This is a genomic window from Primorskyibacter marinus, assembly GCF_003313245.1.
Taxonomy (GTDB): domain Bacteria; phylum Pseudomonadota; class Alphaproteobacteria; order Rhodobacterales; family Rhodobacteraceae; genus Primorskyibacter; species Primorskyibacter marinus.
On record NZ_QJSD01000012.1, the window covers coordinates 81,160 to 106,518 of the forward strand.

The following is a 25,359-nucleotide window of genomic DNA, read 5'->3' on the forward strand; positions in this document are numbered from 1 at the left end:
CCTCTGGACAGGAATGATGGACGACAACGAAGACGGAAGTTCTAGCGCAGCGCAACGCGCGCAGGACGAAGAACAACAAGATCGGCCGGAAGGCTTATTCCGCCGCATCATCGGGGCGCTCAGCCCCAACGACACAGATGAAGACTCGCCCGACCCCGATCCTGCGGGCAGTGCGGTGCTTTTCTCGCGCGGTATGATCAATCTGCGCCGGATGCGGGTCGAAGACGTAATGGTCCCCAAGGCGGACATCGTTGCTGTTCCCGACACAATTGAGAAAAAGGATCTGGTGCAGGTGTTCCGCGACAGTGGAATGACTCGTCTGCCGGCGTTTTCCGGCACGCTGGATACGCCCGTGGGCATGGTACACCTCAAGGATCTCGCGCTCAGCCACGGGTTCAATGGCAACACCACCGAATTCGATCTCGGCACGATGCTGCGGCCGTTGTTGTTTGTGCCGCCGTCGATGCCGATCGGCGTGCTGCTGACCAAGATGCAGACCGAGCGCAGGCATATGGCGCTGGTGATCGACGAATATGGCGGCGTTGACGGGCTGGTCACGATCGAGGATCTGATCGAACAGGTCATCGGCGAGATCGAGGACGAACACGACATCGACGAGGGGCAGAACTGGACCCGCGAAACGCCGGGCTGTTATCTGGCGCTGGCCAAGACCCCGCTGGAAGAGTTCGAGGCCGAGATCGACCTGCAACTGGCCGATGGCGAAGAGATCGACCGCGAAGAGATCGACACGCTTGGCGGTCTGGTCTTCGTGCTGGCAGGCCATGTGCCCGCGCGGGGCGAGATGGTGCCGCACCCGTCCGGCGCGGAATTCGAGGTCGTCGATGCCGATCCGCGCCGTATCAAGCGTCTGCGCGTGCGTCTGCCGGGCGCGACTGTCGGGCAGGGGGGCAGAGCGGCAGCGCCCTCACAACAGGCTGCAAGTGGCTGATCAGACGGCGCGGGTGGGACGGCAGGATCGTTGGTTCTGGCGCCTGCCGCTTGCCGCCGCTCTTGGGGCCGGGGCCGCGTTGGGGCAGGCCCCTTGGGACATTCTCTTCGTCGCGATCCTGTGCTTTGCGGGTGGGTGTTTTCTGTTTCGGACTGCCCTGACCGCGCGCGTCTCGGGCTGGACCGGATGGGCCTTCGGGACCGGCTATTTCGCGCTCGCCCTTAGCTGGATTCCCGAACCGTTCATGGTGGACGCCGCGCGGGACGGATGGATGGCCCCTTTCGCGCTTGCAGGCATTTCGGGTGGGCTGGCGTTGTTCTGGGCGCTGCCCTTCTGGCTGGCGCATCGGTTGCGCGGCGGGCTGTGGTTGCTGGTCCCGCTTTGGGCGCTGGCAGAGATCGCGCGCGGCACGGTCCTCACCGGGTTTCCCTGGGGGTTGCCGGGATATGCATGGGCCCCCGTGCCTGCTGTACAATGGGCCGCTGTCATAGGCACTTACGGGCTGAGCTTCGTGCTGTTCGCCCTTGCGGCGCTGCTTGCCACCTTGCGCGCCGGCCCGGTGCTGATCGCTGGCGCGGTGACAGCGGCTCTGATCGGAACGGGGGCTTGGATGGGTGGCAGCATCGCGCCGGACGCCGATGCGCCCGTGGTGCGCCTGATCCAGCCCAACGCCGCCCAGCATGAGAAATGGAATCCCGACAAGATCCCGACCTTCTTCAACCGGCAGGTCGATTATACCGCCGCCGCATCCGATCCGCGCCCCGATCTGATTGTCTGGTCCGAAACCGCACTGCCGACTTTGCTGAACCACGCCGAAGAGGCTTTGGCGATCATCTCGGATGCGGCGGGGCCGGTCCCGGTTGTGCTGGGCCTCCAGCGGGAAGAGGATTTCACCTATTATAACTCTGCCATCGTGCTGGATGGCAGCGGCACCGTCACGCAGATCTACGACAAGCATCACCTCGTGCCCTTTGGCGAATACATGCCCTTGCCCGGCCTGTTTCGGTCCCTCGGGATAGAGGCCTTGGCGCAGCGCGTCGATGGCGGGTATGGCTCCGGTCCGGGGCCGCGATTGCTTGATCTTGGCAAACTGGGCCAGGCGCTGCCGCTGATCTGTTACGAGGCGGTGTTTCCGCAGGATCTGCGCGGCACCGACCGTGCGCGCTTTCTGCTGCAACTGACCAATGATGCGTGGTTCGGTCAGTATTCCGGTCCCTATCAACATCTTGCTCAGGCCCGGTTCCGCGCCATCGAGCAGGGTCTGCCATTGCTGCGCGCCGCCAATACCGGTGTGTCTGCCGTGTTCGATGCGCGCGGGCGGATGACGGCCAGCCTGGGATTGGGGCAGGCGGGATATGTCGATGCGGCCTTGCCTGCGGCCTTGCCGCCAACGATTTATTCACGCACTGGCGATAGTCCCCTGCTGGTGTTGTTGGTGTTGCTCAGCCTGGGCGCGATCTGGCGGGCAACCCGCGTTTCGCGTTGACCACCTCCGCCTGCCGACGTATCCCGACCTAACTGAAAATCCCGTCACAACGGCTTCCTGGCGTGACGGCAGACATCAATGGAGCACTTCCCATGTCGCGAAATAACTATATCTTCACCTCCGAGTCCGTCTCGGAGGGCCACCCCGACAAGGTTTGCGACCGGATTTCCGACGCAATCCTGGATGCGTTCCTGACAGCAGAATCCTCGGCGCGGGTCGCCTGCGAAACCTTCGCCACCACCGACCGTGTCATCATCGGCGGCGAGGTCCGCCTGTCCGACGAGGACAAGGCGCGAAAACTGAGCGACGACATGGCCAGCGTCGTGCGCGAATGCGTTCGCGATATCGGCTATGAGCAGGATAAATTCCACTGGAAGACGCTTGAAGTGACGAACCTGCTTCATGCCCAGTCCAAACATATCGCGCAGGGTGTGGATGCCGCCGAAGGCAAGGAAGAGGGCGCCGGCGATCAGGGCATCATGTTCGGCTATGCCACCAACGAAACCGATGCGCTGATGCCCGCGCCGATCCAGTTCAGCCACGCCATCCTGCGGCGGCTGGCAGAGGTTCGCAAGGACCGCACCGAACCCACATTGCGCCCCGATGCCAAATCCCAGATCTCGCTGCGCTATGAGGATGGCAAACCGGTCGAGGTCATGTCGATCGTGCTGTCCACCCAGCATGCCGAAGAAAGCCAGACCAAGGACGATATCCGCGCCATTGTTGAACCTTATATCCGCGAAGTGCTGCCCTCTGGCTGGATCACCGAAAAGACCCAATGGTGGGTCAACCCGACAGGCACTTTCGTCATCGGCGGGCCGGACGGTGATGCGGGCCTGACGGGGCGCAAGATCATCGTGGACACCTATGGCGGGGCCGCACCCCATGGCGGCGGCGCGTTTTCCGGCAAGGATCCGACCAAGGTGGACCGGTCCGCCGCCTATGCCGCGCGTTATCTGGCCAAGAACGTTGTCGCCGCAGGCATGGCCGAACGCTGCACCATACAGCTCAGCTATGCCATTGGTGTTGCCCGGCCGCTGTCGATCTATGCCGACACGCATGGCACCGGCGCGATCGAGCCTGCCGCGATCGAGGCCGCGATCCCCAGGATCATGGATCTCAGCCCGCGCGGCATTCGCGAGCATCTGAAGCTGGATCAAGCAATTTATCAACGCACCGCGGCCTATGGTCACTTTGGCCGCGAGCCTGACGCTAACGGCGGTTTCAGCTGGGAACGCACCGATCTGATCGACGCGCTGAACAAGGCGGTCTGAAACGCAAAGAGATCCGCCTGTCCCGCGAAGCGGGGCAGGTGCCATTCCCGGTTCGTGCCATCGGGAATGGCAATATCTGCGCCGGTTCTGCCCGGCAAAGTCTCCCAAGCCTGCAAGAAATTCGGACAATCGTTTGGGGTTGATCCCCGCAAGGGCCTTCGCCTATCGTACGCCAAATCTTAATATTTGGTTAATTTGGTGTGCGCATGTTGCGAATTTCTGCATTCTCCGCAATTTTTCTAGGCCTTCTGGGCTGTGGCCCGATGCTGACAACAAAAGAACAGCTTGATACCCGGCAGGCGCTTGCGGCGGATCAATGCGAAGGGCCGTCCTCTGACAGTTGCCAGTTCATCAACAGCCCCGTGAAGCTGCAAAACGACAGCGTCCGTATCGGCTCGCGTCTTGCGGATTTCTATCCGACCGCAGAGCGGCTTGAATTCGTTGATGTCGCGCAGCGTCGCTGGGTCGCGCCAGAGCGCACGCTGACGGATGGCGCGTCGATTCCACGGATTTTCGTGCCGATTGTCGGGGCACCCAGGTCGCAGGAATTTGTCAACGCCGCAGCAATCCACGACGCCTATTGCGGCATCGGAAACGAGCAGCTGCCCGAATATCACTCGGCCCCCTGGCAGGAAGTGCACCGCATGTTCTACGATGCCCTGCGCGTCGGCGGCACCGAGGCAGGCCGTGCGAAAGTGATGTTTGCCGCCGTCTATCTGGGCGGTCCGCGCTGGAACAGCCCGAATAAGCGTCTGGATATGGTGCCGGATGCCTATCTCAAGGATGCGATGATCAAGACCCGGACTTACATTGATGAAAACGATCCGACGATGCCAGAGCTGCTTGCCTATCTGAATTGGCTGGAACTTCGGCTGATTGAAGAATGGGTGCCTGCCAACGAGGATGGCGACAACAATAGCCGGAATGACCGCGCCGAAACGGGCGCGGGCGCTCGGGACAGTGGCACTGGCAACGGTGCCGGCATCGCGGGTGACGAACGCATCGACGGGCCTGCTAGACAAGACGGCGGCACCTTGGCGTTGACTGACGCGAATTCTGCCGACGGTCTGGCCACTTCCAGAGATGTGACCCGCGCTGCCCGCTAAGCTGGCCGCTAACTGGGCTGTCAGTGTCAACATTGGGTCGCCCGGCATTGCGCTGCGCGCCGCACCGCGCTAGACGCTCTGCCCATGACCGGACAGGACAGGCGTGATACGCACCCTTCAGGCGCCCCGTGGCGCAACTTTTATGGCCGTTTCAAGGGCAAAGCCCTGCGGCCCAGTCAGGAAGCGTATCTTCAGGAAGACCTTGATGCGCTGTCGCCCGGCGCGGTGGACTGGGAAACCAACCCGGACCGCAACCCTCTGGACCTGCCGGGCCTGTTTGGCGATGCCCCGGTCTGGCTGGAAATCGGCTTTGGCGGTGGCGAGCACATGGTGCATCAGGCCGTGCGCAACCCCGGCACCGGCATCATCGGCTGCGAACCCTATATCAACGGCGTCGCCATGTTGCTGGGCAAGATCCGTGATGCGGGGGCCACCAACCTGCGGGTTCATCCCGGCGATGCGCGCGATATGTTCGACGTGCTGCCAGAGGCCTCCATCGACCGTGCCTTTCTGCTCTATCCCGATCCCTGGCCGAAAAAGCGTCACCACCGCCGCCGGTTCGTGACGCCCGATCACCTCGCACCACTGGCCCGCGTGCTGAAACCCGGTGCGATCTTCCGCGTGGCGACGGATATTCCCGATTATGTACGCCAGACTCTGGAGCAGGTTCCACGCTTTGGTTTCGACTGGCTGGCCGAACGCCCGCAGGACTGGCGCACCCCGTGGGAGGACTGGATTCCCACCCGCTACGAGCAGAAAGCCCTGCGCGAAGGCCGCAAGCCGCATTATCTGACCTTCCGCCGAACGAAAGGCTGACCAAGGGCCGCACGACAGGTGATTTACGCCCCCTTCCGCTTGCGCTATCAGACGACCAACTCGCAGTTCACGCAAAGGTCTTCAGATGTCTGCACATGGCACCCCGATCCCGATGATGTCGCGCAAGTCCGGTCCGCTTGTCGGAGAGGCAAACGTACCGGGGGACAAGTCGATTTCGCATCGTTCGCTGATCCTTGGCGCAATGGCCGTGGGCGAGACGCGCATCACCGGCCTTCTTGAAGGGCAGGACGTGCTGGATACCGGCAAGGCCATGCGCGCCTTCGGGGCCGAGGTCGAGGATCTGGGCGGCGGCAATTGGCGCGTGCAGGGCGTGGGTGCCGGCGGTTTTGCCGAACCGGACAATGTCATTGATTGCGGCAATTCGGGCACCGGTGTGCGCCTGATCATGGGGGCCATGGCCACCACGCCGATCTCTGCCACCTTCACCGGCGATGCCAGCCTCAATTCGCGGCCTATGGCGCGTGTCACCGATCCGCTGGCGCTGTTCGGCGCGCAGGCGGTGGGGCGTGCCGGTGGCCGTCTGCCGATGACAATCGTGGGGGCTGCGGACCCGGTGCCGGTGCGCTATGCCACACCCGTCCCATCCGCGCAGGTGAAATCCGCCGTGCTGCTGGCGGGGCTGAACGCCCCCGGCCAGACCGTCGTGATCGAGAAGGAAGCCACCCGCGATCACACCGAACGGATGCTGGCCGGTTTCGGTGCCGAGATCACCACCGACGTCACCGATGAAGGCCGCGTCATTACCCTGACCGGCCAGCCGGAGCTGAAGCCGCAGGACATCACCGTGCCGCGTGACCCAAGCTCTGCCGCCTTCCCGGTCTGCGCCGCGCTGATTTGCGAAGGCTCGGATGTGCTGGTGCCCAATATCGGGCTGAACCCCACCCGCGCGGGCCTGTTCACCACCCTGCGCGACATGGGCGCTGACCTGACTTACGAGAATGAGCGTGAAGAGGGCGGCGAACCCGTGGCCGATCTGCGTGCGCGCTACTCGCCCGACATGCGTGGCATCGAGGTGCCGACCGACCGGGCCGCCAGCATGATCGACGAATACCCGGTGCTGTCGGTCGTCGCCGCCTTTGCCAAGGGCCGCACGCTGATGGCCGGCGTCAAGGAATTGCGCGTCAAGGAATGTGACCGCATCGATGCGATGGTGACGGGCCTGCAAGCCAATGGTGTGCAGGTTGAGGAAGGCGAAGACTGGTATGCCGTCGAAGGGCAGGGGCCGGGCAGCGCGCCCGGCGGGGCCGAGGTGCAAAGCCATCTTGACCACCGAATCGCCATGGCGTTTCTGGTGATGGGGCTTGCCACGCAAACCCCCGTGCGGGTCGATGATGGCGGGCCGATTGCGACCTCCTTCCCGATATTCGAGCCGTTGATGACGCAGCTCGGGGCGCAGATCGAACGGTCGGGGGCCTGACGCGCGCCGCGCAGGCGGTTTTACAACCTCATTCAGGGGGAATTTTTATTGGCTTTCACCATTGCAATCGACGGGCCGGCAGCCGCAGGCAAGGGCACACTCTCCAAGGCCGTGGCGGCGCATTTCGCCTATGCCCATCTCGATACCGGCCTTCTTTACCGGGCGGTCGGGCGGCGGATGCTGGACGGGGTTGACCCGTTGCAGGCCGCAACCTCTCTGCTGGCCGAGGATCTGGACGCGGATGATCTGCGCACGCCAGACGTCGCACAGGCCGCCAGCCGGGTCGCAGTGATCCCCGAGGTGCGCGCCGCATTGGTCGATTTCCAGCGCGCCTTTGCCCGGCGCGACGGCGGGGCCGTGCTGGACGGGCGCGACATTGGCACGGTGATCTGCCCCGATGCCGAGGCCAAGCTGTTCGTCACCGCCAGCGCCGAGGTGCGCGCCGAACGCCGCTTTCGCGAATTGCTTGACCGGGGGCTGGAGACCACGTTTGAAACCGTCCTTGCCGATGTCCGCGAACGCGATGCGCGCGACATGGACCGGGCGGCGGCACCATTGCTTCCGGCCGAGGATGCCGTGCAAATCGACACATCGAGCATGAGCATCGACGATGCCGTTGCCGCCGCGATTGCCGCTGTGACCCAAAAAGGCGCAACGCAGGCCTAGAGGCACAGGCCTAGTCACCTTGGCCTAGATCCCCCGCACAGCCTTTGCAAACGCCGCGATTTTGGCGGCATCCTTCACGCCCGGCGCGCTTTCCACGCCAGAGGACACATCCACCTGCCGCGCCCCGGTCATCTGAACCGCCAGCGCCACGTTCGCGGGCGTCAGCCCGCCTGCCAGCATCCACGGCACCGGCCAGCGCCGTCCGGCGATCAGCCGCCAGTCAAAGGCAAGCCCGTTGCCGCCCGGCAAATCGGCCCCTTTCGGCGGCTTGGCATCGACCAGAAGCTGGTCGGCCACACGGCCATAGCTGTCCAGCGCGGGCAGATCCTCTTCCGACGCAACCCCGACCGCCTTCATCACCGGCAGGCCGTAACGCGCGCGAATTTCCTGCACTCGTTCAGGCGTCTCGCGACCATGAAGCTGCAACATATCCAGCGGCACCTGATCGGTGATCTCGTCCAGCAGCGCATCCTCGGCGTTGACCACCAGCGCGACCTTCGCCAATCCGGGCGGCGTCAGCAAGGCAAGCGCGCGCGCCTGCGTCACCGTCACGTTGCGCGGGGATTTCGGGAAGAACACGAAACCGGCATAGGCCGCACCCGCATCGGACACGGCCTTGATGTCGGCCTCGGTGCCGAGACCACATATCTTTACACGAATGTCAGGCATGATCGCAGGCTCAGCGCGCCTCGTCGAGAATGGCCAGAACCTCGTCCTTGCCTTCGTCGCGCTGGCCTTTGACACGGCGCAGCTCGCGCTCCAGCTTCTTGACCTCGGACGCTTTGCGGTTGGCCTCTGCACGCACCTTGTGCTCGCGCAGCCACTCCCAGAAGAAACCGATCAGCAGGCCTGCGGCAATCCCGCCGAAAATCACGATGAACAGCGGCAGTTGGATGGAATGGGTCAGACCCAGCAAATCGGCCAGTTCCGCAGGCAAAAGCCGCAGCGTGACAAAGCCGCGATTGGCCAGAGCCACGGCAATCAGCACGATGGCCATAGCGCCCAGGAAGGCATAGCGAATGTAGCGCATGAAGTTTACTTTCCGTTCAGCCTGTCGCGCAGCAGCTTGCCGGTCTTGAAGAAGGGCACATGTTTCTCCTCGACATCGACCGACTCTCCGGTGCGCGGGTTACGTCCCACCCTCGCATCCCTTTTCTTGACGGAAAAGGCACCAAAGCCGCGCAGTTCGACGCGATCTCCGCGTGCCATCGCGTTGGTAATCTCTTCAAAGATCGTATTCACGATCCGCTCTACATCACGTTGATAAAGATGCGGATTATCATCCGCGATCTTCTGGATTAGCTCCGACCGGATCATATATGTTGCCCCCCTCGGGCATGCCCCACCGTTCTCGTTTATCCCGATAACTATAGGATCAAACGCGCAAAAAGGAAATGTTTTCCGGGCGTTGGGGGGCGAATAATTGTCATGTGCCTCACCGCCTACCGCCAGACACGCGTCGGACCGGCCTTGCAAGCGCGATGCTGCATTGCGGCATCGCTGCTGTTGGGCATATAACGCCCTGCGGACAGCACTTGATTCGTATACAATCATGCGACGTTATTTCGGACATAATCCGAGGTCTTATTGTAGCGCAGAAATTTTGCATGGGACCAGTCACCCGTTTCTGAACGACGTTCGTGGACGAACTGGAATCATCGGGGCTGACGGGGGTGTCGCAACGGGGGCACTGCCGGCGCAACGGCGATCAGGCTGCGCAGAAATACTATTCTGATGTGAGGGCCGCCAATGCCCCTGACGGAATTCCGAGACGCTAACGAAAAAGGCCCCGGCGCTGTGCCGGGGCCTTTCGTCATCTTGTGCAACCCTAGGGTTTATTCGTCGCCGGTTTTCAGCGCCGCACCCAGGATGTCGCCAAGCGATGCACCCGAGTCGGAAGAGCCGTACTGCTGCACTGCTTCTTTCTCTTCGGCAATCTCGCGGGCCTTGATCGACAGGCCCAGCTTGCGGGTCTTGGCGTCCACGTTTGTCACGCGCACGTCGATCTTGTTGCCGACCGAGAAACGCTCGGGGCGCTGTTCGGAACGGTCACGCGACAGGTCAGAGCGGCGGATGAAGGATTTCATGCCCTCATATTCCACTTCGATGCCGCCATCTTCGATCGCGGTCACTTCGACAGTCACGATGGATCCGCGCTTCACGCCGCCAACCGCTTCTGCGAACTTGTCGCCACCAAGTGCCTTGATCGACAGCGAGATACGCTCTTTCTCGACATCAACCTCGGACACAACCGCCTGAACGATATCGCCCTTGCGGTATTCCTGAATGGCTTCTTCGCCGCGCTGGTCCCAGCTGAGGTCGGACAGGTGAACCATGCCGTCGATCTCGCCTTCGAGACCGATGAACAAACCGAATTCGGTGATGTTCTTGACCTCGCCCTCGACATGCGTGCCTTCGGGATGGGTTTCGGCAAAGACTTCCCACGGGTTGCGCATGGTCTGCTTGAGACCCAGCGAAACGCGGCGCTTGGCCGGATCGATTTCCAGAACCATGACTTCGACTTCCTGGGAGGTCGAAACGATCTTGCCGGGATGCACGTTCTTCTTGGTCCAGGACATTTCCGAGACGTGAACCAGACCTTCGACACCGGGCTCCAGTTCGACGAACGCACCGTAATCGGTGATGTTGGTCACGCGGCCGGTATGCACGGATTCCAGCGGGAACTTGGCGGCAACCATATCCCACGGATCTTCCTGAAGCTGCTTCATGCCCAGGCTGATACGGTGGGTTTCCTTGTTGATCTTGATGACCTGAACCTTGACGGTTTCGCCGATCGACAGGATCTCGGAAGGGTGGTTGACACGACGCCATGCCATATCGGTGACGTGCAGCAGGCCGTCTACGCCGCCCAGGTCAACAAACGCACCGTATTCGGTGATGTTCTTGACCACGCCGTCCACGGCCTGACCCTCGGTGAGGTTGGCAATGACTTCGGCGCGCTGTTCGGCACGGGATTCTTCCAGGATCGCACGGCGCGAAACAACGATGTTGCCACGACGACGGTCCATTTTCAGGATCTGGAACGGCTGCTTGAGACCCATCAGCGGGCCGGCATCGCGCACGGGGCGCACATCGACCTGAGAACCGGGCAGGAACGCAACCGCGCCGCCAAGATCGACCGTAAAGCCGCCTTTGACACGGCCAAAGATCGCACCTTCGACACGCTCGTCGTCGGCATAGGCCTTTTCCAGACGGTCCCAGGCTTCTTCGCGGCGGGCCATCTCACGGCTGATGACCGCTTCGCCGCGCGAGTTTTCCGCGGACCGCAGGAAAACCTCGACTTCGTCGCCGACATTGATTTCGGGCGCTTCGCCGGGGTTTGCAAATTCTTTAAGATCGACGCGGCCTTCCATCTTGTAGCCTACGTCGATGATGGCCTGGCCTGCCTCTACGGCGATGACCTTGCCCTTGACGACAGTCCCCTCATCGGGTGTGTCCATTTCGAAGCTTTCGTTCAAGAGGGCTTCGAATTCCTCCATAGATGTATTTTCAGCCATGTGGCGCTCAGATCCTTTAAGATGTTTTCTGGCCGAGCGGTTGTCTCCGCCGGTCTTGATGATGTCCGCGCTTGCGGCGGATCGGATTGGTCTACAGACAAACCGCAAAACAAAGAGGGCCGGTGGTTCCGACCCTGCTCGATCTCGATGTTGCGCGGCAATTTCACCTTGTCGACGCGCGCGGTATAACCGGGATGAAGGGGATGCACAACCATGTAGTGCATGGATCGGGGGCGGGGCTGCGGCGGATCGGCGGACAGACGGGCAGGGGAGAGGAAAAACACATCCTGTGGCCATTTCCTTCGCCGGACGGGGACGTTATGTATGGGCACGAATAACACGGGGCGCATCCGATGAACGATCTCTTCAACAGCTTCATGTCCGGGCCCGACGAAAACGGCCGTTTTGGCAAGTTCGGCGGCCGGTTCGTGTCCGAAACCCTGATGCCGCTGATCCTCGAACTTGAGGAACAGTACGAACGGGCGAAAACCGATCAGTCCTTCTGGGACGAGATGAACGATCTCTGGACCCATTATGTCGGCCGTCCCAGCCCGATGTATTTTGCCGAACGCCTGACCAACCATCTGGGCGGTGCCAAGGTCTATTTCAAACGCGACGAGCTGAACCATACCGGCGCGCATAAGATCAACAACGTGCTGGGCCAGATCATTCTGGCGCGGCGCATGGGCAAGACGCGGATCATTGCCGAAACCGGCGCGGGCCAGCACGGCGTGGCCACCGCAACGGTCTGTGCCAAGTTCGGCCTGAAATGCGTGGTCTATATGGGCGCGCATGATGTCGAACGGCAGGCGCCCAACGTGTTCCGGATGCGGCTTCTGGGTGCCGAGGTCGTGCCCGTCACGTCTGGCCGTGGCACGCTGAAGGACGCGATGAACGATGCGCTGCGCGACTGGGTGACCAATGTGCGCGACACGTTCTACTGTATCGGCACGGTGGCAGGCCCGCATCCCTATCCGGCGATGGTCCGCGATTTTCAATCCATCATCGGCAAGGAAGCGCGCGAGCAGTTGCACGAACAAGAGGGCCGCTTGCCCGACACGCTGATCGCCGCCATCGGCGGCGGGTCCAACGCGATGGGCCTGTTCTACCCGTTCCTTGATGAACCATCCGTGAACATCATCGGGGTCGAGGCCGGCGGCAAGGGCGTCAATGACAAGATGGAACATTGCGCCTCGCTGACCGGCGGGCGTCCCGGCGTGCTGCATGGCAACCGGACCTATCTGTTGCAGGACGATGACGGCCAGATCCTCGAAGGCTTCTCGATCTCCGCCGGTCTCGATTATCCCGGCATCGGCCCGGAACACAGCTGGCTGCATGATACGGGTCGCGCGCAATATGTCTCGATCACCGATGCCGAGGCTCTGGAAGCGTTCCAGCTGTCCTGCGAGATGGAGGGCATCATCCCCGCGCTGGAACCGAGCCACGCGCTGGCCCATGTGATGAAGATCGCGCCGGACCTGCCAAAGGATCACATCATCTGCATGAACATGTGCGGGCGCGGCGACAAGGACATCTTCACCGTGGCGCGCCATCTCGGTTTCGACATGAGCGCCGAGCCGTAAGACACCCACCCCGGTCGCTCTGCGAACCGGGGTCTTGTCCCTGAATGTCGGCCTGAATTTCGCCCTCGGGGCCTTTTGTACGTTTGAGGCGTACAAAAGGCACAAAAGGCGTCAAACCGTGTCGGACGAATGCGCCTCCAGCACGCTCAGCGGCACGATGTCCAAGGCCCGGATATGGGTCGCGGTCAGGCGCACCTTGGGCGCGCAGCCCTCGTCATGCGCTTGCAGAAACCGCCCCGCGCACAGGCACCAGCGATCACCGGGCTTCAGGCCTGCGAAGGAAAACTGCGGTTGCGGGGTCGACAGATCGTTGCCGACATATTTCGAATAGGCCAGAAACTCCGCCGTCATCACCGCGCAAACCGTGTGGCTGCCCTGATCCTGCGCGCAGGTATTGCAGGCCCCGTCGCGGAAATACCCCGTCAGCGGCGAGGTCGAACAGCTCTCCAGAACGCCACCCAAGACATTGATTTCAGGATCTTTCTTCATTAGCTATCCTCCGTCCGGGTCTGGCATCTGCCTGTGTGTAAGCTAAACGTGGGGTTGATTGGTTTTGATGTTACACCAATCAGGGTTGATCCGGCCAGAGCCGATGCAGCACTGGGCTGTGTCTTTGCCTTTGACGTGCAACGTCTCCGCGCGCCGCAGCCGACCCCAGCTACCGGAACCGATCCGCCAGTTTTTGCAATGCGCTGCGCCTGTCAGGCGTCTCTGTATTTTCTGTTTTCGCTTCAGAGGCTTGAGCGACCTTCTCAGGTTTCCTTGCCGCTGTCTTTCCGCCATCTGGTCCGGTGCCCGTCGCCTTGCGGGGCGGTGCCATTCGCAACGCGACCGCATTCATGAACCGCCCCGCATCACCTGCCGCCAGCGACGCCGCGCCGTCCGAGATGCCGCGCATCAGATCGTCCAGCCAGCCCGCATCGGCCCGCGCAAAGTCATGCAGCACATAGCCTGAGACCAATTCCTTGCGGCCGGGATGGCCAATACCAAGGCGAACCCGTTGATAAGCCTCGCCAATATGGCCATGCGTCGAGCGCAAACCGTTATGCCCGGCATGCCCGCCACCGGACTTGACCTTCACCCGTCCAGGCGCGAGGTCCAGCTCGTCGTGAAAAACGCAGACATCCGAAGGGTCCAGCTTGTAGAACCGCATCGCCTCGCCCACCGATTGCCCCGACAGGTTCATAAAGGTTTCGGGCTTTAGCAAAAGCACCTTTTCAGTCCCCAGCTTGCCTTCGCTGATCTTGCCCTGAAACTTCGATTTCCACGGTGCAAACCCATGATCCGACTGGATTATATCAACCGCCATAAAGCCGATATTATGCCGTGTGTTGGCATATTTCGTGCCCGGATTGCCCAAGCCGACAAAGAGTTTCATGGGTTTTGTCCCCTGTACTGTGCTCTCATGGCTACATAGGCCGGGACGCGCGCGAAGAAAAGCCGTGCGACAAACGCAAACGGCCCCCGCCACAAGGGCAGGGGCCGCGATACCTGGCTCGTTGAGGCTGGGATCAGCTCTCTTCGACTTCGGTTGCCGGAACCTCGTCGGCTGCGACTTCTTCTTCGTCATCATCGCCAGAGGATTTCAGGCTCGACGGAGCGGACAGGTTGGCAATCACGAAGTTACGATCAACCGTGACCTTCGCACCCTTGGGCAGATCGACCTCGTCGATATGCATCACGTCGCCGATATCCTTGCCGGAAAGATCGACCGTGATGTGGTCGGGAATGTCGCCCGCCTGCACGTTCAGTTCCACTTCCGGGCGAACAGTGGTCAAAACGCCACCTTTGCTCAGGCCGGGGCATTCTTCATGGCCGACGAATTCAACCGGAATGAACAGGTTGAGGCGCGTGGTGCGGCGCAGGCGCAGCAGGTCGAAATGCGTCGGCAAATCCTTGACCACATCGCGCTGCACGTCGCGGCAGATCACGCGGACGTCTTCCTGGCCTTCAACCTTCAGGTTGAACAGCGTGGACTTGAAGCGGCCTGCTTTCAGGCGCTTGAGCAGTTCGTTGAAAGGAACTTGAATTGCCAGGGGCTCTTTGTCGCCACCAAATACGATGCCCGGAACCATTTTTGCACGACGTGCAGCGCGAGCGGCGCCCTTGCCCGTCCCCGTGCGTTCCTGGGCGTGAAGATCAGGGATCTCACCAGCCATTTGTAGTCTCCATAAATAAAGGCGGGGTTCCTCCAAGGCTGTAACCCCGCGTGAAGCCGCGCGTATAGGGCAATTCCCCCAGGTTGGAAAGTCGATTCGAAAGCACGCTTTCCAAAGCGCTTTAATATGTTACTTTGCAGCGCGTGTGCAGCCATGTACCACATGCGGGCAATGTCGGACCAGTCTTGCAGCGACGAGGCGGCAGGCCGGGAAATGCCGTGAAGGGATTCTGATGTCATATAGCAAAGCGATCGCGGTGTCGCGCGCGCCGATGCTTGCGCTGACCGCAGTGGGGACGTTCTGGGGCACGTTTGCAGCCTCTGTTCCCGATCTCAAGCAAGCGGCTGGCCTCAGCGATGCGGATATGGGCCTGGCGCTGTTGTTTTCCGCCCTGGGCGGTTTTGTGGCGATGTATCTCAGCCCGCGGATCGGCGCGCTGCTGGGACGGCGGGTGCTGCCTGTCTCGGGCGCGCTTCTGGTCGGGGGGTATCTGCTGCTAAGTTTGGCGGATGGTTTTGCCTCATTTGCAGCGGCGATGCTGTTTTCGGGGCTGATGGTGGCGTTGCTGGATGTCAGCGCCAATGTCCGCATCTCGGTTCTGGAAGAACGCCACAACATGCCGTTGATGAACGTCAACCACGCGATGTTTTCCTTTGCCTTTGCGGGCGGCGCGCTGGTGACGGGGATTGCACGGCGCGCAGGCTATGGCCCGGACCAGATCCTGCCGGTGATGGCGCTGGCGGGGCTGGCGCTTGCGGTGTTCATGCATGAAGGGCGCGCGTGGCGCGGATCGCCGCCGCCCGACACGTCGCAGCCCGCGCATATGCCCTGGATGCTGATCTTGCTGACCGGCGGCATCCTGTTTGCATCCTTCATCGGCGAGAACGCGACCGAGGCCTGGTCCGCCTTGCTGATCGAGCGCACGCTTGGCGCGGCCGAAGGCACGGGCGGGTTCGGCCCGTCGATGCTGGGGCTGGCGATGGGCGTGATCCGGCTGTTGGGACAGGCGGCCGCGCGCTGGCTGGGCGAGGGGCCGTTGATCCTGTGGTCAGCGATCCTGGGCGTCGTGGGGGCGCTGACGATTGCACTGGCCGTCAATGTGCCGATGGCGATTGCGGGCGTCGCGGTGATGGGGGCAGGCATGGCGGTGATCGTGCCTTGCGCCAATTCTCTGTTGGGCCGGTTGGTGCGGCCCGATCAGCGGTCGCTGGTGATTTCACGCGCCTGGATGGTGGGGTTTGTCGGATTTTTCATCGGGCCGTCGATGATGGGGCTGATTGCCGAGCATCTGGGGTTGCGGATGGCGTTCATCGCCACCGCGATGCTGGTGGCGACGATCATCCCGTCGGTCCTGACCCTGATGCGGGCTTCGACAGCGCGGCCCGTAGCGGCAGAGTAGCGGTCTGGCGCTACTGCCAGCGGCCCTCGAAATCCTCGGGGATCAGCAGAATGTCGCGGTCCAGCTCGTCCATCCGGCGGCGTCCACACAGCGCCATCGAGACATCCAGCTCTTTCTCGATCACTTCCAGCGCCTTGGTCACGCCTTCCTGACCCATGGCCCCCAGACCGTAGACAAAGGCGCGGCCGATATGGGTGCCCTTGGCCCCCATCGCCAGCGCCTTCAGCACGTCCTGACCGGAGCGGATGCCGCTGTCCAGATGCACCTCGGCGTCATCGCCGACGGCTTGCAGGATCGGGTCCAGCATGCGGATGGAGCTGAGCGCGCCGTCCAGTTGCCGCCCGCCGTGGTTTGACACGACAATCGCATCGGCACCGACTTTCAGCGCCATCTTGGCATCTTCGGGATCCAGAATACCCTTGAGGATCACCTTGCCGCCCCATTGTTCCTTGAGCTTGGCCACCTTGTCCCAATCAAGCGCCGGGTCGAATTGTTCCGCCGTGTAAGACGCGAGGCTTGCCAGATCCTTCACGCCATGCACATGGCCGACCAGATTGCCGAAATTGCGGCGTTTTGCGCCCGCCATCCCCATGCACCAGCCCCATTTGGTGCTGAGGTTCAGCATCGTGGTCGGGGTCAGTTTCGGTGGGGCCGACAGGCCGTTTTTCAGATCCTTGTGCCGTTGCCCGAGGATTTGCAGATCCAGCGTGATGACCAGCGCGGAACACCGTGCCGCCCGCGCCCGTTCGATCAGGCGCGAGGTGAAATCGAGGTCCTTCATGGTGTAAAGCTGGAACCAGAACGGCTTGGTCGTCGCTTCGGCCACTTCCTCGATCGAGTTGATCGACATGGTCGACAGGGTGAAGGGCACGCCGAACGCCTCGGCCGCACGGGCGGTCTTGATCTCGCCATCGGCGCATTGCATGCCGGTCGACCCAACCGGGGCGAGCGCCACCGGCATTCTGACCTTCTCGCCGATCATCTCGCTTTGTGTGCTGCGCCCGGTCATGTCGACAGCCACACGTTGCCGCAGGCGGATCTGATCGAAGTCGGAACAGTTGTCGCGGAAGGTCTGCTCTGTCCAGCTGCCCGATTCAGCGTAATCGTAGAACATCTTCGGGACGCGGCGCTTATAGATGCGCTTGAGGTCTTCGATGCTGGTGATGACGGGCATGGCAGAGTCTCCGAAGGATTGGTGAGGTTTTGTTACCAATGCCCGCGCCGACGCGCAATGCGGCATTTGTCATGACGGCCCTTGTCAGGCGCGATGGGCCCCGTCCGACAGTGTTTTCACAAAACTCAGCACATCCTTGACCGGTTTGCCATCGGCCAGCGCGCCCACGATGGCAGAGCCGACAACCGCACCATCGGCGATGCTGGCGATGCTTTCGGCGGCTTCGGGGGTTCTGATGCCAAAGCCCACAATCACCGGCAGGTCGGTCTGCGCCTTGATCCGCGCGACTTCCGGTCCGACATCGCCGGCCTCTGCCGCCGCCGCACCGGTGATGCCGGTGATCGAGACATAATAGACAAAGCCCGAGGTGTTCTGAAGCACTTTGGGCAGGCGTTTGTCATCCGTGGTGGGCGTGGCCAGACGAATGAAGTTCAGCCCGGCGGCCTGCGCAGGGATGCACAGTTCCTCATCCTCTTCGGGGGGCAGATCGACGACGATCAGACCGTCGATGCCCGCAACCTTGGCATCGTCAAGAAACGTGTCCACCCCGTGATTGTAGATCGGGTTGTAATAACCCATCAGCACGATCGGCGTGGTGTCATCGGTCTCGCGGAACGCGCGCGCCATCTGCAAGGTGCGTTTCAGCGTCATGCCGCCTTCAAGCGCGCGCTGGCCCGACAGTTGGATCGTCTCGCCGTCCGCCATTGGGTCGGTGAAGGGCAGCCCCATCTCGATGATATCGACGCCCGCGGCCGGCAGACCCCGGATCAATTCCAGGGATGTGTCGTAATCGGGATCGCCTGCCATGACATAGGCGACAAATGCTTTCTTGCCCTCAACCTTCAGGGCGGCGAATTTGGCGTCGATGCGGGTCATGGGCGGTCCTTTCGGGAAGTTCCTGACCGATGTGCCGAATTGGCGCGAGGAAATCAAGACGCTCTGACGTCTGCACAGGGGGCTTGTGCGGCGGCTTTGGTGCCGGTTGTCATTGCGAATGACAGCAGCATGTGTTGCAGCGCGCCGGGCTTGGTTCTAGAAGGCGCGGGAAACCTAGCTGGGAAAGATATGTCATGGGATTCAAGATGGGAATTGTGGGCCTGCCGAATGTGGGCAAGTCGACCTTGTTCAATGCGTTGACCCGCACCGCTGCGGCGCAGGCGGCGAACTTCCCGTTCTGCACGATCGAGCCCAATGTCGGCGAGGTCGCGGTGCCCGATGCGCGGCTGGACAAGCTTGCCGCGATTGCAGGCAGCCGCCAGATCATTCCCACCCGGATGACCTTTGTCGACATTGCCGGTCTGGTGAAGGGGGCGTCGAAAGGGGAAGGCTTGGGCAACCAGTTCCTTGCCAACATCCGCGAGGTCGATGCCATTGCCCATGTGCTGCGCTGTTTCGAGGATGGTGATGTCACGCATGTCGAGAACCGCGTCGATCCGGTTGCGGATGCCGAGACCATCGAGACAGAGCTGATGCTCGCCGATATCGATTCCATCGAGAAACGCATGCAAAACCTCACGCGCAAGGTGCGCGGCGGCGATAAGGAAGCGGTGCAGCAGGAACGGCTGTTGAAGGCGGCGCTGGCGGTGCTGGAAGACGGCAAACCCGCCCGCACGGTCAATGTGGATGCCGAAGACCAACGGGCCTGGAAAATGTTGCAACTTTTGACCACCAAGCCGGTTTTGTATGTTTGCAACGTGTCCGAGGAAGACGCCGGCGAAGGCAACGCCCATTCCGCGCGCGTGGCCGAGATGGCCGCCGCCGAGGGCAATTCACACGTCATCATCTCGGCGCAGATCGAAGAAGAAATCAGCCAGCTTGAAGATGAGGAAGCCGAGATGTTCCTGTCTGAGATGGGGCTGGAAGAACCGGGGTTGGACCGACTGATCCGCGCGGGCTATGAACTGCTGCATCTTGAGACCTATTTCACCGTCGGCCCAAAGGAAGCACGCGCCTGGACAATCCGTCAGGGGACGTCCGCGCCGCAGGCCGCAGGGGTGATTCACGGCGATTTTGAAAAAGGCTTCATCCGCGCCGAGACCATTGCCTTTGACGATTTCGTCGCCTTGGGAGGTGAACAGCCCGCCAAGGAGGCCGGAAAGATGCGCGCCGAGGGCAAGGCTTATGTGGTCAAGGACGGCGACGTTCTGCACTTCCTCTTCAATACCTGAGTGCTGCCCGGCTGTTTTGGCGCAGCGTGTGCAAGCGGACCTGTGCGCGCTGAGTTGATGCCGTGATGCGCCGGTTTGACCATCGGGAGCGGTGGCGCTAACAGTTGGGGTGAACGACAGGTGCGTCACCTGTCCCGCGAGGCCCCGGCTCGGGGGCCGGGACGGGTATCACTCGTTCGACCCGCAGCGCCGTATCGACCGCCACAAGACAGTCAGGAGATCCACACCCATGTCAAAAGCAGAGATTGGCCTGATCGGCCTGGGAACCATGGGGGCGGCGCTGGCGCTCAATATCGCGGATCACGGCTTTGACATTGCGGTTTGGAACCGCACGACCAGCGTCACGCAGGAGTTTCACGCTTCTGCCGGGCAGCTTGCCGCGCGGATCACGCCGACCGAAACGCTGGAGGCGCTGGTCGAGGCCATTGCAGAGCCACGCGCGATCATTTTGATGGTGCCGGCGGGGCAGGCGGTGGACGACCAGATCGCGGCGCTGAGGCCGCTTCTGGGGCCGGATGATCTGATCATCGATGCGGGCAACGCCAATTTCCACGACACCAATCGCCGGTCGCGCGATGGCTCTGGGCCGTTTCTGGGCATTGGCGTATCGGGCGGAGAAGATGGCGCACGCCACGGGCCGGCGATCATGGGGGGCGGCAAGCGTGCCGACTGGAACCGGGTCGCGCCCATCCTGACCGCCATCGCCGCAAAGTTTGACGGCACGCCTTGCGCCAACTGGATGGGCGAGGAGGGGGCCGGACATTTCGTCAAGGCCGTCCATAACGGTATCGAATATGCCGATATGCAGATGATTGCCGAGATCTACGGCATCTTGCGCGATGGCATGGGCTATGGTCCCGATCAGGTTGCCCGTGTCTTCAACCGCTGGAACGAGGGTCCGTTGCAAAGCTATCTGGTCGAGATCTCGGGCAAGGTCGCAGGGGCCACCGACAAGGAGACCGACAAACCGCTGCTGGAGGTCATCGTCGACGCGGCGGGCCAGAAGGGCACCGGCCGCTGGACCGCGATCGAGGCGCAGCATCTGGCCGCCCCCATTCCCTGCATCGAGGCCGCGGTGGTCGCGCGCAACCTGTCATCCCGCCGCGATGCGCGGGCCGAAGGCGAACGCCTGTTTGGCGCTGGACCGGTGCCAATGGGCGATGCCGCACCGACCGAAGACGCGCTGGAAAACGCGCTCATCTGCGGCAAGATCCTGTGTTACGCGCAAGGCTACGAGATGATCGCGGCGGCGTCAGAGCAATATGGCTGGGCGCTGGACCTGCCAACGATTGCACGGACCTGGCGGGCGGGTTGTATCATCCGTTCGGCGATGCTGGACGATATGGCGACGGCATTGGCAGAGGGGAGCAGCCGCAACCTGATGTTCGCGCCGCATTTCACGAAACGGATCCAGGAAAGCCATGCAGCCTTGCGGCAGGTCGTTGCCACAGGCGTTGCACATGGCGTGGCGCTGCCGGCACTGGGGGCAGGGCTGGCCTATTTCGATGCAATGCGCACGGCGCGTGGCACAGCGAACATGATCCAGGGTCAGCGCGATTTCTTTGGCCTGCATGGGTTCGAGCGTTTTGACGGTCGCAAGGATCAGCACGGACCTTGGGCGGAATAAGCCGGATACGCCTTGGCGCTGCCAGCCCGTCTGCCAAAAGTCAGGAGGCCTTGAGCACCATTTTGACGCTGGGTTCCTTATGCGGCTTCTTGTTTAGCTTGAGCAGAAGCTCTGACAGCTCGGGTTCATGCACCCGTTTGGCGGCCGCTTTAGGGGTGAACCAGTGGCGCTTGCGCTCGTCCCGCTCTTTCCAGTTGCGCTTCAGCTTCTTGACCATCATCGGGTAGACCCGGACCCTGCAACGCAGCGTCTTCTTGTCGTTCAGAACCTTGTCGTAGTGGTAAATGCCCAGCTCTTCGTCGGCGATGAACCCTTCGGCACCTGCCTCTTCCAGCGCTTCAATCTCGGCCGCTGCCCAGGGTTTCTTGTTGTCCATGATCCAGCCCTTGGGCAAAACCCATCGCTTTGTCTCGCGAGAGGTCACCATCAATACGCTGATCTTGCCTTTTTCGTCGCACCTTATGGGCAGCGCGGCGATTTGTTCGCCCCTCCGCTTCATTCTTCTGCTCCTTGGGTCTTTTCCAGACCACTATTTTACGCAACCTGTTGCTTGTCTGGTTCGGCTGCTTGCGCCCTGTCGGGCTTTAACAACTACAATATTTCTTAAGATTTTAGTTTCTACATAGTTAATTATAGGGCTTTGCTAAACAAAAATCCAGCCGGATGAACCACGCCTTGTCTGGCGTGCTGCCACTACGCGGGAAGGTGCGGCCCGTGTCAGCGGGATCAAAACGACCTTCGCGATCAAACAGCCCGAGGCCGCGCCTAGTCGCGCAGCTCGTCCGGTTTTACGCCCCACAGGTCGGCTTTAGGTGCCCAGCCGTTGTAGCCGCCCGCGCTAAGCTGACACCATTTCAGGGTGCATTCGTTGAGCCGCGCGATGACGCCCATTTCCAGCCGGGCCGCGACCTGGGCGTCGTCATCGGGGCGTATGCGCAGATCAAGCATTTCGCGTTCCACCAAAACCGTGCGCACCCCGGACAGAAGCGAATAATGCACCCAACCGCCCGCGCCGTCACGGTCGCGCACCCGGCGCCAATGGCCATATTCGGCGGTGATTTCCAGCGGCATGTCGCGCCGTTTGAACACCCAGTCGATGCGGTGTGTCAGCGATGGACCGCGCCGGACATTGCCTTCGCTTGCCTTCATCGAGACAAATCTCGGCACCGGCAGGTTCGTCACCGGCCCACGCTCTTGCGCATATGCCGAAACCCCCAGCAATACCGCGAGGATAAGCCCTAATCCGATGGGTTTCATTCGACTTGCCCCGGTTGCGCATGTGTTTTTCGCGCAGGGTTCTTGTGCCCCGTCGCTGCTTGCGCCACTGTGCCAAAAGCTACGCGGGTTTGGAAGAAGCAGGAGTGCATGATGCCATCAAAACGCCTGAGTGTTGTCGTGACGCGACGCTTGCCTGAAGTGGTTGAAACCCGGCTCAAAGAACTTTTCGATGTCCGTCTGCGGGACGATGATACGCCTCTGACGCGAGCGGAACTGGTCGCGGCAGTGAAAGAAGCCGATATTCTGGTTCCGACCGTGACCGATCAGATCGACGCCGCGTTGATATCCCAGGCCGGTGACCGGCTGCGCCTGATCGCGAATTACGGTGCCGGTATTGATCATATTGACGTGAACACGGCACGGCAACGCGGCATTCTGGTGTCCAACACGCCCGGCGTCGTGACGGAAGATACCGCGGACATCACGCTTGCCCTGATCCTCGCTGTCACCCGACGTTTGCCCGAAGGGCTGGCGGTAATGCAGACCGGGGACTGGAACGGCTGGGCACCGACCGCCTTTCTTGGCGGACGCCTTGGCGGGCGTCGCCTGGGCATCCTGGGTATGGGGCGGATCGGAATGGCGGTCGCGCGCCGGGCGCAGGCATTCGGCATGCAGATTCATTACCACAATCGCCGCCGTCTGCGTCCCGAAAATGAGCAACAGGTCGAGGCAACATATTGGGAAAGCCTCGATCAGATGGTCGCGCGGATGGATGTCATCAGCGTGAACTGTCCGCACACCCCGTCCACCTTTCACCTGTTGAATGCCCGGCGGCTGAAGCTGCTGAAACCCAGCGCCGTGGTTGTGAACACCTCGCGCGGCGAAGTGATCGACGAGCCGGCCCTGACCCGCATGCTAAAGGCAGGCGAGATCGCGGGCGCAGGGCTTGATGTCTACGAGCAAGGTTCGCAGTCCAACCCCGACCTGCGCAATCTGCCCAATGTGGTGATGCTTCCGCATATGGGGTCCGCCACACAGGAGGGCCGGGTAGAGATGGGCGAAAAGGTCATTATCAATATCAAAACCTTCGCCGACGGTCACCGCCCACCCGATCGGGTCGTGCCCGCCATGCTGTGACCGGCGGTCACTCGGCATCGTATAACCCGGTCCAGTTGTCGATGACGCGTTGACCTGTATTCCTCTGCAATTCGTGCAGGTAGACAGCCTCTTGCCAGAGGGGCCGCCAGAACCGTTCCATGAAGGTATCGCCCTCGTCCATCTATTACCGTCAGGTGTTTGCAAGCAAACACCGAGAGGCATTGAGATCTTGATCTTGGCCTCTGTCAGGGTCGTAATCCAGACCGATCCGGTAAACTACGATCCTTGATCGGTATTCATGGCTTCGGGTTTGCCGTATTTGGCGATGGCCTCTTTCAGCGTCTCAACGCCAAAGCGCGCATCCAGCGCGTTGGAGACCCGCCACGCCAGCACCTTACGCGTCGTCCAGTTCTTGATAGACACCAGATAAAGGAACCCGCGCCGCACCGGGACACAGGTTATGTCGCTACCCCAGACATGGTTCGGGTGCGTTACTGGCAGCTTCCGGAGAAATAGGGATAGTTCGGCTGCTGGGGATGCGTCTTGCGCGTATTTGGGCCTTTGTAGATAGCCTCACTCCCATGATCCCCATCAGACGTCGAACCCGATACCGGCCTGCGTGGACCCATTTCTAGGCGAATATGCGGCGATCTGGCGGCTACCAAGAACGGGTATTTCGTAAAGGCACCGATAATGCGGTAGGCATTGCCAAGACAGTTCGAAAACTGGCGTAGCACGAAATCGGAGCACGTCAGAACTGGGATGAACGCAGCATCTTCGAAGGGAAAAGCCCGGTTTCATCCTTGGAAATGGTTCGATCTCGACCATGGTGGCTTTGTCACGGCTTGCCGTTTTGCGTGCGTTCAACATGTTGGGACACTTGGTTCGTGGTTGGCCGGACGGAAATGACGATCGAACAGCGCCACGGTACGCGTGACCAACTTTGCTGGCCGCTTGGGTGCCAAGCGGAAGTTTTCGCCGCAGCAACCGAACCCTTGCCAAAGCGAAGCCGCTTTTGCTGTAAGGGAAATTGACCAGACCTTGCCCAAAGCGGCACTGTACAGTGCCTCTCAACGCACGTTGAGCAGGTTTCTGACCGTAGGGAGTTTTTTGCAAATAAGGGCAGTTTCGCCTTGTAACCCCCATGTTCCCTTGGCTATACGCGTCGACGGAGACGTGGCCGAGTGGTCGAAGGCGCTCCCCTGCTAAGGGAGTAGGCCCGGAAGGGTCTCGAGGGTTCGAATCCCTTCGTCTCCGCCACCCTTCTTTATTGTATTTTATCTCAATATATTAGACTCTTGGAGTATCTCACGGAGGATACCTTGGAGGATACGAGTGTCGAGCTACCCCGCTACATCACTGGCTTTGAACAAAGGCAAATACTACGTTCTTCTGACAATGTTGCCAGTCTCGATTATGGCACAATGATGGGTTACGCGATCCAGAAGCGCGGTTGTCATTTTGGCATCGCCGAAGACCGAGACCCACTCTCCGAACTCCAGATTGGTGGTTATGATGACGCTGGTCTTCTCATAGAGCTCGCTGATCAGATGGAACAGCAATGCGCCGCCAGACTTTGGGAACGGGATGTAGCCCAACTCGTCGATGATGACGCAGTCCAGGGCCGATAGCTGCCGGATGATCTTCCCGGCATTGCCTTCGGCCTGTTCCTTGATCCGC

The 25,359-nt window shown here is 61.4% G+C and carries 26 protein-coding genes, 1 tRNA gene and 1 riboswitch; of the genes, 13 read left to right on the forward strand and 14 right to left on the reverse strand.

Annotation, left to right across the window (positions count from 1 at the left end):
• Positions 1 to 16: 16 nt before the first annotated feature.
• From DMZ65_RS14015 to cmk, 7 genes are all read left to right on the forward strand, one after another.
• On the forward strand, positions 17 to 949 hold the full coding sequence (locus tag DMZ65_RS14015) for a transporter associated domain-containing protein (protein WP_116599537.1): 933 nt from the start codon (positions 17 to 19) through the stop codon (positions 947 to 949).
• A complete protein-coding gene (gene lnt, locus DMZ65_RS14020; protein ID WP_232824998.1) occupies positions 942 to 2,435 on the forward strand; it encodes an apolipoprotein N-acyltransferase in 1,494 nt (497 codons plus the stop codon). The genes DMZ65_RS14015 and lnt overlap by 8 nt, the downstream gene beginning before the upstream one ends.
• A 38-nt stretch (positions 2,436 to 2,473) precedes the next feature.
• A riboswitch (SAM-SAH riboswitch) is annotated at positions 2,474 to 2,521 on the forward strand.
• Positions 2,522 to 2,527: 6 nt separating this feature from the next.
• Complete coding sequence (gene metK, locus DMZ65_RS14025) at positions 2,528 to 3,709, forward strand: methionine adenosyltransferase (RefSeq protein WP_116599506.1); 1,182 nt, start codon at positions 2,528 to 2,530, stop codon at positions 3,707 to 3,709.
• A gap of 263 nt (positions 3,710 to 3,972) precedes the next feature.
• Complete coding sequence (locus DMZ65_RS14030) at positions 3,973 to 4,815, forward strand: DUF1353 domain-containing protein (RefSeq protein WP_157960636.1); 843 nt, start codon at positions 3,973 to 3,975, stop codon at positions 4,813 to 4,815.
• A gap of 84 nt (positions 4,816 to 4,899) precedes the next feature.
• Positions 4,900 to 5,631 (forward strand): tRNA (guanine(46)-N(7))-methyltransferase TrmB, encoded by a 732-nt coding sequence (gene trmB / locus DMZ65_RS14035; protein WP_116599508.1) that lies wholly within the window; start codon positions 4,900 to 4,902, stop codon positions 5,629 to 5,631.
• Positions 5,632 to 5,716: 85 nt separating this feature from the next.
• Positions 5,717 to 7,069, forward strand: coding sequence for a 3-phosphoshikimate 1-carboxyvinyltransferase (gene aroA / locus DMZ65_RS14040; RefSeq protein ID WP_116599509.1), 1,353 nt, complete (start codon positions 5,717 to 5,719; stop codon positions 7,067 to 7,069).
• 48 nt (positions 7,070 to 7,117) lie between these two features.
• Complete coding sequence (gene cmk / locus DMZ65_RS14045) at positions 7,118 to 7,735, forward strand: (d)CMP kinase (RefSeq protein WP_116599510.1); 618 nt, start codon at positions 7,118 to 7,120, stop codon at positions 7,733 to 7,735.
• 24 nt (positions 7,736 to 7,759) lie between these two features.
• Here the strand turns inward: cmk and DMZ65_RS14050 are convergent, their stop codons facing one another.
• The 4 genes from DMZ65_RS14050 to rpsA all read right to left on the reverse strand — a co-directional run bounded on the left by DMZ65_RS14050 (position 7,760) and on the right by rpsA (position 11,550).
• Positions 7,760 to 8,404 carry a phosphoribosylanthranilate isomerase gene (locus tag DMZ65_RS14050; RefSeq protein WP_116599511.1) on the reverse strand — a complete coding sequence of 215 codons (645 nt, stop codon included), beginning with the start codon at positions 8,402 to 8,404 and terminating at the stop codon, positions 7,760 to 7,762.
• A gap of 10 nt (positions 8,405 to 8,414) precedes the next feature.
• Positions 8,415 to 8,765, reverse strand: coding sequence for a lipopolysaccharide assembly protein LapA domain-containing protein (locus DMZ65_RS14055; RefSeq protein WP_084353408.1), 351 nt, complete (start codon positions 8,763 to 8,765; stop codon positions 8,415 to 8,417).
• Between the two features lie 5 nt (positions 8,766 to 8,770).
• Positions 8,771 to 9,052, reverse strand: a complete 282-nt coding sequence (gene ihfB, locus DMZ65_RS14060) for an integration host factor subunit beta (protein WP_084353407.1) — start codon at positions 9,050 to 9,052, stop codon at positions 8,771 to 8,773.
• Positions 9,053 to 9,570: 518 nt separating this feature from the next.
• Positions 9,571 to 11,550: a 30S ribosomal protein S1 gene (rpsA, locus tag DMZ65_RS14065; RefSeq protein WP_269801563.1), complete on the reverse strand. Its 1,980-nt coding sequence runs from the start codon at positions 11,548 to 11,550 to the stop codon at positions 9,571 to 9,573.
• Positions 11,551 to 11,606: 56 nt separating this feature from the next.
• Between rpsA and trpB the strand changes: the two genes are divergently transcribed.
• A complete protein-coding gene (gene trpB / locus DMZ65_RS14070) occupies positions 11,607 to 12,836 on the forward strand; it encodes a tryptophan synthase subunit beta (protein ID WP_116599512.1) in 1,230 nt (409 codons plus the stop codon).
• A 111-nt stretch (positions 12,837 to 12,947) separates the two neighbouring features.
• On the opposite strand, the gene DMZ65_RS14075 is transcribed toward trpB, so the two are convergent.
• From DMZ65_RS14075 to DMZ65_RS14085, 3 genes are all read right to left on the reverse strand, one after another.
• Positions 12,948 to 13,325: a DUF2237 family protein gene (locus tag DMZ65_RS14075; RefSeq protein ID WP_116599513.1), complete on the reverse strand. Its 378-nt coding sequence runs from the start codon at positions 13,323 to 13,325 to the stop codon at positions 12,948 to 12,950.
• A 169-nt stretch (positions 13,326 to 13,494) separates the two neighbouring features.
• Entirely contained in the window at positions 13,495 to 14,214 is a 720-nt protein-coding gene (pth, locus tag DMZ65_RS14080; protein WP_116599514.1) for an aminoacyl-tRNA hydrolase, read from the reverse strand.
• Between the two features lie 133 nt (positions 14,215 to 14,347).
• The gene (locus DMZ65_RS14085; protein WP_116599515.1) at positions 14,348 to 14,995 is read right to left on the reverse strand and encodes a 50S ribosomal protein L25/general stress protein Ctc; all 648 of its coding nucleotides are present in this window, start codon (positions 14,993 to 14,995) and stop codon (positions 14,348 to 14,350) included.
• A 232-nt stretch (positions 14,996 to 15,227) separates the two neighbouring features.
• Between DMZ65_RS14085 and DMZ65_RS14090 the strand changes: the two genes are divergently transcribed.
• On the forward strand, positions 15,228 to 16,394 hold the full coding sequence (locus DMZ65_RS14090) for an MFS transporter (protein ID WP_116599516.1): 1,167 nt from the start codon (positions 15,228 to 15,230) through the stop codon (positions 16,392 to 16,394).
• A 10-nt stretch (positions 16,395 to 16,404) separates the two neighbouring features.
• On the opposite strand, the gene DMZ65_RS14095 is transcribed toward DMZ65_RS14090, so the two are convergent.
• Positions 16,405 to 17,568, reverse strand: coding sequence for an alpha-hydroxy acid oxidase (locus tag DMZ65_RS14095; protein WP_116599517.1), 1,164 nt, complete (start codon positions 17,566 to 17,568; stop codon positions 16,405 to 16,407).
• An 84-nt stretch (positions 17,569 to 17,652) separates the two neighbouring features.
• Positions 17,653 to 18,444 carry a tryptophan synthase subunit alpha gene (gene trpA / locus DMZ65_RS14100; RefSeq protein ID WP_116599518.1) on the reverse strand — a complete coding sequence of 264 codons (792 nt, stop codon included), beginning with the start codon at positions 18,442 to 18,444 and terminating at the stop codon, positions 17,653 to 17,655.
• A 194-nt stretch (positions 18,445 to 18,638) separates the two neighbouring features.
• Between trpA and ychF the strand changes: the two genes are divergently transcribed.
• Both ychF and gnd read left to right on the forward strand, forming a co-directional pair.
• Complete coding sequence (ychF, locus tag DMZ65_RS14105; RefSeq protein ID WP_116599519.1) at positions 18,639 to 19,736, forward strand: redox-regulated ATPase YchF; 1,098 nt, start codon at positions 18,639 to 18,641, stop codon at positions 19,734 to 19,736.
• A 229-nt stretch (positions 19,737 to 19,965) separates the two neighbouring features.
• The gene (gene gnd / locus DMZ65_RS14110; RefSeq protein ID WP_116599520.1) at positions 19,966 to 21,363 is read left to right on the forward strand and encodes an NADP-dependent phosphogluconate dehydrogenase; all 1,398 of its coding nucleotides are present in this window, start codon (positions 19,966 to 19,968) and stop codon (positions 21,361 to 21,363) included.
• 40 nt (positions 21,364 to 21,403) lie between these two features.
• Here gnd and DMZ65_RS14115 read toward each other — a convergent pair whose 3' ends face one another.
• Complete coding sequence (locus tag DMZ65_RS14115; RefSeq protein WP_116599521.1) at positions 21,404 to 21,862, reverse strand: NUDIX hydrolase; 459 nt, start codon at positions 21,860 to 21,862, stop codon at positions 21,404 to 21,406.
• Positions 21,863 to 22,128: 266 nt separating this feature from the next.
• Entirely contained in the window at positions 22,129 to 22,620 is a 492-nt protein-coding gene (locus tag DMZ65_RS14120) for an SH3 domain-containing protein (RefSeq protein ID WP_116599522.1), read from the reverse strand.
• A 111-nt stretch (positions 22,621 to 22,731) separates the two neighbouring features.
• Between DMZ65_RS14120 and DMZ65_RS14125 the strand changes: the two genes are divergently transcribed.
• Positions 22,732 to 23,718: a 2-hydroxyacid dehydrogenase gene (locus tag DMZ65_RS14125; RefSeq protein ID WP_116599538.1), complete on the forward strand. Its 987-nt coding sequence runs from the start codon at positions 22,732 to 22,734 to the stop codon at positions 23,716 to 23,718.
• Between the two features lie 7 nt (positions 23,719 to 23,725).
• On the opposite strand, the gene DMZ65_RS20045 is transcribed toward DMZ65_RS14125, so the two are convergent.
• Together DMZ65_RS20045 and DMZ65_RS14130 are read right to left on the reverse strand one after the other, a co-directional pair.
• Positions 23,726 to 23,860 carry a hypothetical protein gene (locus DMZ65_RS20045; RefSeq protein WP_269801564.1) on the reverse strand — a complete coding sequence of 45 codons (135 nt, stop codon included), beginning with the start codon at positions 23,858 to 23,860 and terminating at the stop codon, positions 23,726 to 23,728.
• Between the two features lie 95 nt (positions 23,861 to 23,955).
• Positions 23,956 to 24,180: a DDE-type integrase/transposase/recombinase gene (locus DMZ65_RS14130; RefSeq protein ID WP_116599523.1), complete on the reverse strand. Its 225-nt coding sequence runs from the start codon at positions 24,178 to 24,180 to the stop codon at positions 23,956 to 23,958.
• A gap of 669 nt (positions 24,181 to 24,849) precedes the next feature.
• Here DMZ65_RS14130 and DMZ65_RS14135 point away from each other — a divergent pair.
• Positions 24,850 to 24,939, forward strand: a tRNA-Ser gene (locus DMZ65_RS14135).
• A 122-nt stretch (positions 24,940 to 25,061) separates the two neighbouring features.
• On the opposite strand, the gene DMZ65_RS14140 is transcribed toward DMZ65_RS14135, so the two are convergent.
• A partial coding sequence (locus DMZ65_RS14140) for an ATP-binding protein (RefSeq protein ID WP_198662703.1) occupies positions 25,062 to 25,359 on the reverse strand: 298 nt, incomplete at its 5' end.